The 7,311-nt window shown below is 40.6% G+C and carries 3 protein-coding genes and 1 pseudogene; 3 read left to right on the top strand and 1 reads right to left on the bottom strand.

Translation table 11 applies throughout. From position 1 onward, the window contains the following. Positions 1 to 149 precede the first annotated feature (149 nt). From BEB54_RS27185 to eilA, 3 genes are all read left to right on the top strand, one after another. Positions 150 to 1,271 carry a hypothetical protein gene (locus BEB54_RS27185; RefSeq protein WP_105277853.1) on the top strand — a complete coding sequence of 374 codons (1,122 nt, stop codon included), beginning with the start codon at positions 150 to 152 and terminating at the stop codon, positions 1,269 to 1,271. A 43-nt stretch (positions 1,272 to 1,314) separates the two neighbouring features. Then, positions 1,315 to 2,664 carry an IpaD/SipD/SspD family type III secretion system needle tip protein gene (locus BEB54_RS27180; RefSeq protein WP_105277852.1) on the top strand — a complete coding sequence of 450 codons (1,350 nt, stop codon included), beginning with the start codon at positions 1,315 to 1,317 and terminating at the stop codon, positions 2,662 to 2,664. 202 nt (positions 2,665 to 2,866) lie between these two features. Then, entirely contained in the window at positions 2,867 to 4,564 is a 1,698-nt protein-coding gene (gene eilA / locus BEB54_RS27175; protein WP_105282333.1) for a HilA family transcriptional regulator EilA, read from the top strand. A 51-nt stretch (positions 4,565 to 4,615) separates the two neighbouring features. Here eilA and BEB54_RS27170 read toward each other — a convergent pair. Beyond that, positions 4,616 to 7,311, bottom strand: a pseudogene (locus tag BEB54_RS27170) (Ig-like domain-containing protein); the annotation flags it as partial.

Raw genomic sequence — 7,311 nt, 5'->3', positions numbered from 1 at the left:
CCACGGGAATATCTACGGCAGCAAGCCAGTAATGGGTTAAGTGATAACAGGTGTCTGGAAATATAGGGGCAAATCCAGTGCGTGTATTGCAACACCGAACTGAATCTTTGAAATTTGCTTCCCATTCTATCGTATAAGAGGATTCAAAAATGCCCAATAACATTAGCAACATAAACAATACAGCCCATAATAAGAATCTCGATAAAACAACGTTCGATGAACAACCTGGTTATGAAACAAGAGTATCTCAAAATAAAAAAATACTGCAAAGTTTTGTGCCTAATGATATTAAAACTGATACAAACACTAAATTTATTAGGTTGATTGATTCTGTCCGTGCTCTTTCTCCCGAACTACAATGTAAAGTATTAGATGGTCTTAATTACGCTAATAACACATTACATAATATAATTCAAAACGCTAGCATAGCGACAAAATCATCCTGTCAGTCTACCAAGTCAACAGAGAAAACCATAACATTTAACATTCTCGATATGTTAGATAATTTGACTATGAGACAACAGAACATTATGGAGGAATTTTTAAGAGTCTTTACATCAATGTACAATGCCTCTGCCAAGGCCGAGGCTAGCATGAGCATCCTTTTTGAAGATCTTGTCCAATTACAGAGTAAAGAAACAATTAACTCCTCTTGGGAAAATTTAGCTGGTGCTACAACGGGCGCAATTGTTAATGTGATTGGAGTTGGCGTAGTCGCGAATGCAGAATATAAAAAGCCCGCCGGTAAAATAGATGATGTTAATCCAAACCAAGGACAAAAAACAGATACACCGGAAGACCAACAGAAATTAAAGACAAATGAAGATGTGAAAAAGGCAAAAGCTAGACTTGCTGAAATAAATAATAAATTATCAGAAGATAAGAGTACTGAGAATGACCAAAATAAAATACCGTTAGAAGAATTAGAAAAAGAAAAAGACAGTATTAATAAGCAAATTGCAGATAAACAGCATATTGACAGTCATAATAAAAAATTTAGTCGTTATAATTCTCTTTCTAATTCTCATCATCTCTTTCAGGCTTTTGGCAGTACATTGCAATCAAGCGGAACTGTAGCTGCGGAATATACTCGTGCTGAAAAAGAGGTTGCGGAGCAAGCTAAAAATGTTTTGCATTCAGTTATGAGTAGCTATCTGGATCAAATCAATCGTGATGTTCAAGGGAGAGATCAGGCACTCAATTTATTACAGCAAATAATACAAACTATTATTGATACTGATAGCGCTATCGTTCAAGGCATTCGCTCATAAATAATTGCAATAATAGTTAATTATATTTAAGGAGGAATGGCACATGATTAATAAAGATAATAATTTAAATATAGATATTTTACGTCAGCAGAATGCAAACATTCCTCTTAAAGAGGCATCCTCGCAAAGTGAGGAGCCTCAGCAACTGGAAAACAGCAAAAGCGAGGGTAATTTGTATAACAGCGCCAGTAAGGATAATAATATTGGCGCTATGCTCAAGAAAGATGTTGAAAAACTATCAACTTTAGTCAGTGAACGTAGCCCGCGAAATGAAGACTGGAAATGCCAGCATGACATACAACTCAACTTCGTTAAAAACATGCTCAGAAATTTCCCAACTGAGAACCTATCAGAGAAAGGATCTGCGCTCTTACACGAAAGTTATTCGCTGATAAAAAAAGTTCTGCAGCTTACAGAAAATGTTAATACTATTGACGGAAAATTAAAGGATCCCGCTAAAATATTGACCTTGCATAACTCTGTGAGAAAAACCCTGGCTAACGTTGCTCACAACACAACCGGGTCAAGTGCAATGGCATCGACCAAAGGTACCTTAAATCACGCTATCGCTTCTTTAGAGAGTTCTGCGCCTGAAATGAGAAGTTCAGCAACCAGCAGTACTTTAACGGCCAGTAGTTCAAACGAATTTAAAAGTGATAAATATATATGCAGTGATATTGCTGATTTGATGAGTGTGCTCGGTAGCGACTACCTCGAAATTTATGCGAATAGCGTTGAGATAATGAGCGCATACTGGCAGGACTTCAGTGAACATATCCAAAGCAATATGGGAAAATGGACTCACTCTAATAAAAAAGGCGATGCGATAATTTTTGATGTCAATGCATTTCAAAAGGCCTTGATGCATTTTTATTATATCGATAAATATCCTAATGGTGATTTCCACTATCATTACAATCCAGACTATGTTTTATACCCTCCGGCACCTGCTGACAAAATTGGTGTTCCATTGGAAGAAGCAGAAAAATGGTGCGCCGCTTTAGGACTTCCGGTAATTCCACCCGATCCCAAACACCGCACACCTTCTCCGATTGTCGAAGTTGAACCACAAGGTAGCGGTTTATATGTTATTATTCCCAACCCTCAGATTATTGACAGTATGAGTCAATCTTCAGATTCAATGGTGCACAGGGATAATAAAGGGAAGGAAAAAAATATATCTAAAGAATTCACCGGTTATGAAATAAGCACAGCTGAATACCAGGCATGGTTAGCGGGTTATAATGGGCAAGCAGAAAACATGAAAACCGATGTACAGGTTATCACGACTAAATACAGCACAGCCAACTCCACCTACGATACGATTATAAAATTATTATCGTCAACCATTACAGCATTATTTGATTCAGCGAAAGATTATTTACGTTTCTGATTAAGTAACGCCAAATATTATAGTCCACTATCTGGTCTCGTAAAATGGGACCAGCGTTTCATATTATTAAGCATCAGCTTTCATTCATTTCTTCATCACAATCTTACAAAATGAGCGTTTTTTGATAGAGCAATTCTGCCAATACTTTATTTTATATTGATCAAATTAATACTATGAATAGAGAAAATGGAAGGAGCGTTCTATGCAACTGCAACATGGAAAAAATAATACACAACAATATATATTTGGCGACTTTGTATTAAAAAACAATGGAATTTTATTATTCAAAAACAAAGAATATCATATTCCCCCGAAAGAACTTGGCGTTATTATTCTATTACTTAATGCTGACGGTGAAATTGTTAGCAAAGAAGAGATTATTGATAAGGTCTGGAGCGCAAGTGTTGCCAGTGATGAATCTTTAACACGGTGTATTTATGCATTGCGCAAACTTTTGCATGAGAATAAACAGTGTAAGTATATCGAAACGGTCTATGGTCGTGGATACCGTTTTACTGTACCCATTGTGATTGTAACCGATAATGAACCGGTAAAGTCGACTACCACTCTTGCTGTTTTTCCATTTCGTACCGAAGGCTCAATCAATGTTCTAAAACTGCATTACGAACTTGTGCAGGGCCTTTCAAAATATGCTTTTTGTGGTTTAGATATTTTACCTGCCTCGGTAACGAATGAGGCAAGCGATTTTTCTACTATCCATCAGTTTATCAATAAAACAGGTCCAGAATATTATATTATGGGTCAGGTCGTTCACTATGGTAAAAACTGGCGTTTATTTATTGAATTAATTCATGCCAGAACGCATAAGTTGATTGATCATCAAAGTATTGATTTCAACCCCGATAATCCTCTTTCCGTATTATTATCACAAGTAATTAATATTCTTATTGAAAAAATACCCAATATTAATTTTAAATCTATTAATACACAACAAATGCCATCTCTGGATTCTGCTGTTATGTATATGAATGGCAGAATGGAAATGTATCGTTATACACCAGAGAGTTTGAAACGAGCATTAGTAATATTTAGAGATTGTGTGAGTACGCAACCGCAAAATACCTTGCCCTACTGTTGCCTGGCGGAATGCCATATATCATTAGCACTCCTTGGACTCAGTGAACAAAAACAAGCTATAAAAACAGCAGTAACAGCCATAGAAAAGGCTCTGGAAATTAACCCTTCAAATTCTCAGGCATTAGGATTGCTAGGTTTAATCAGTGGGCTAAAAGATGAACATTCAGTGTCTAATGTGCTATTTAAACAAGCACATTTACTCAAACCTAATTCACCAGACGTTTATTATTATCAGTCGCTGCTATGTTTTTTGAACGGCGACCTTGCAAGAGCGTTTAATTTAATAGAAAAAAGCATTACTCTTGAGCCCAATAAAATGGGTATAAGTGTTCTTAAACTAATTATACTTTATTACACATCATCACTCGATAACGCGATATCTTTTGCGTTAAATCTGAATAGTCAAAACACCTATAACAATCCAATTATTACGTCTATTCTGGCTATGTTCATGGCACTGAAAGGACATAATGACAAAGCCAAAAGTTTATTGCTAAAACTTGACCCTGAGCATGATCTTGATTACAGCTGTGTTAACTCGCTTTATACGAAGTTTTTGATCTATGGTGCATCTATAAAAAATGACATTATGAAGTTGTTGGCTAGTATTAACACCAACAAAATAAATGGTGTGATTTTGCCATTAATTTATACTGTTTATGGTAAAAAAGAATATGAAAAGCGCTGGCAACAATTAGTTAAAGACAATGATTTATGGTCAAATGTTTTGCTTCACGACCCTCGTTTGCTCAATGTAAAAAATGAATTTAATACTATCAGTACGATGCGTACTTCTGCGTAAGAACGAAGAGAAATTGCCCTGCTGATGCAGGGCAATTCAGTAGTTATTTCGTTAAAAATATCTCACACACAAACCAGAAGACTTTCCTGATCCTGGTGTTGATATACCAGTTTCAGGATTGAATTTCTCGTGAACCCCTATAAGTACAGTACTTGTCCAGTAATCCGTGCTGCTAAATGTACTGCCATAAGCTTTCAAATTACCATATTCTCCCCACAACGTACCTACTTTTCGTGGAACTACACCACTACTTGGTCGCTGCGCTAATTCTAAAGATGACGCCACTTGTCCATAGCTATTGCATGATGCATTTATAATATCCCAAGTGTTATTACTGGCAGCACCTAAACTAGTAAACCATTTTTTCATCTTGAATTTGAATACAACATTATTCCCTTTACCATCTTTTGGTTTCCCGGTAATAGTGATTTCACTATTTAGGGGCAGACTTATTGTGACTTCTCCATTATTGTTAACATTAATACCATAGATGCCTGCCGTCCAATCATAATCTGTATTCTTCATATTATGGGTTAATACTAAGGTGAATTTAGCCCCATCAAATCCTGTTTCAGGAAAACCATCTGCCGCCCTGAATATTGCACCATTCACACTCAGTGAATCGACTGCCACAAAAGGAAGGATGGTATAGGAAGGTTGCCCGTTTACACGCCAACCGTTAATCTGCAGAAATGAATTTAAGTTCTCTCCTTCTTTGTAGGCCATATAGGTACGCTCATATATGCCATCACCCAAATATATCCATTTAGCCCCTTCTTTCTTCTCCACATTTTGTAAGTACACTGCATTATCCAGCAAATCCAGACCGTTATCCAACGGGTTACCAAAATCATCAGCTAATAAAACACTGACAGGTAAATCCGCCCCAACAACCACAACATCATCTCTTATACGAAGCTGTGAACCATGCGGACTCGCTTCACCCGGTTTAATAGTATAATTATTTGAATAATTGGCATCGCTCCAACCAACCATCTTCAGTTGTGCATTCAAATTCACTTCCGCGAAATGCGCCATATACTGTCTTTGATATTGCCCATTGCCGTTGTATATCCAATTATTACCCTGGATAGGATCTGCATTCCTGACTTTTACGTTTTCCTCATTAAGCTGAGCGACACCATCAGTAATAAAGTTACCCTGAGCATCACTAAGTACAACAGTCACCGTTATGCTCTCCCCAGCGATATATACCGTTTTGTCCGTGATAATCGTGGACTGAGTTTTTGCTGCTGCACCTGGTTGTATCCCGTATAGCGCGGAATTAATCTCCGTTGCCCATGTTTTTAATTTCAGACTGGCAACCAAATTTTTCTCGGCAAACCATGCTGTCCAGATCATGGTATATTCACCATTATTCTGTTCGACCCATTGCATCGAATCGGGGACTGCGCCGCCCACCGTAAAATTATCGATATATGATTCGATAACTCCTGATGTCAGCCCTAAAGCCGGGTTACCAAACTCATCCCGCAACGTTACTGTGACAGTTAATGACTCCCCGGCGATATATGTCGTTTTATCTGTCCTGATGGCTGAATTTGTTTGCACCGGAGCACCACTGTGGATGGAATAACTCTCTGATTGTTTACTGCTGCCCCACTCAGGCAAAGTCAACGTCGCGTGGTGAGAGTCTCCCGCCATTTGCGCCGACCATGTAGCAGTATAAACACCGGCGGTTTCAGACCATCCTCCTGAACGTACGGCTCCTTCCACTATTACGTTATCACCAGACAGTAAGGACTCGCCCCCTTCAACCAGGTTACCGTGCGCGTCTTTCAGCGTCACGGCGACGGTTATAGTGTCGCCAGCGGTGTAGGCGTTTTTATCCGTGCGATAGTTGATGTGGCTTGCGCCGGAGAACCGGACTGTATGTCATAGCGATCTGACGTTACACCATCACTCCACGTCTGCAATTGCAGGTTGGCGTGCTGATTGGTACTGGCAATCGTCGCCATACGGGTTGTGGTATACACGCCACCTGATTCAATCCAGCTTCCCGTTTCTGACGGGTCGGTGCCAGCCACCGTAAGCACACCATTAGCGGCTAACTGTGAAGCTGCACCGGTTACCAGATTATCGAACGCATCCCGGAGCGTTACCGTGATGGTGATTGTCTCTCCAACCGTATAGTTCGACTTATTTGTTTCAACGGTTGAAGTGAGCTGCGATGCATCACCCGGTACAAAGGTGACGTTCTGGCTCAGGCTGCTGCTGTTGATGCTGGCGGTGACCGCACTGGTGCCCGCCGTCTGGCTGGTGACACTGATCTCCACCGTGCCGTCCGGCTGCGTGGTGACTGTCGGGGCAACCGTTGCACCGTTGTCCGCCAACACGCTGACTGTCTGCCCGGCAAGCGTATTACCGAATGCATCGGTGACCTTCACCCGCAGCGTGTTCGCCATTGCGCCGTCAGCCACTGAGCCGTCCTTAATAACCACCAGATCCGCGATCTTCGCGGTGCTGACATCCGGGATAAATGTCACATTCTGACTCAGACTGCTGTTGTTGATGCTGGCGGCAACGGCACTGATGCCCGCAGTCTGGCTGGTGACGGAGATTTCCACGGTGCCGTCCGGCCCGGTGATAACCGTCGCGGCAACCGCTGCCCCGTTGTCCGCTGAGACGCTGACCGTCTGTCCGGCCAGCGCATTGCCGAACGCGTCGGTGACTTTCACCCGCAGCGTGTTCGCCATCGCACCATCTGCCACTGAGCCGTCCTTGAT

This window comes from Escherichia sp. MOD1-EC6021 (assembly GCF_002965245.1).
GTDB lineage: Bacteria > Pseudomonadota > Gammaproteobacteria > Enterobacterales > Enterobacteriaceae > Escherichia > Escherichia coli_F.
This window is presented reverse-complemented; position numbering and strand designations above follow the sequence as displayed.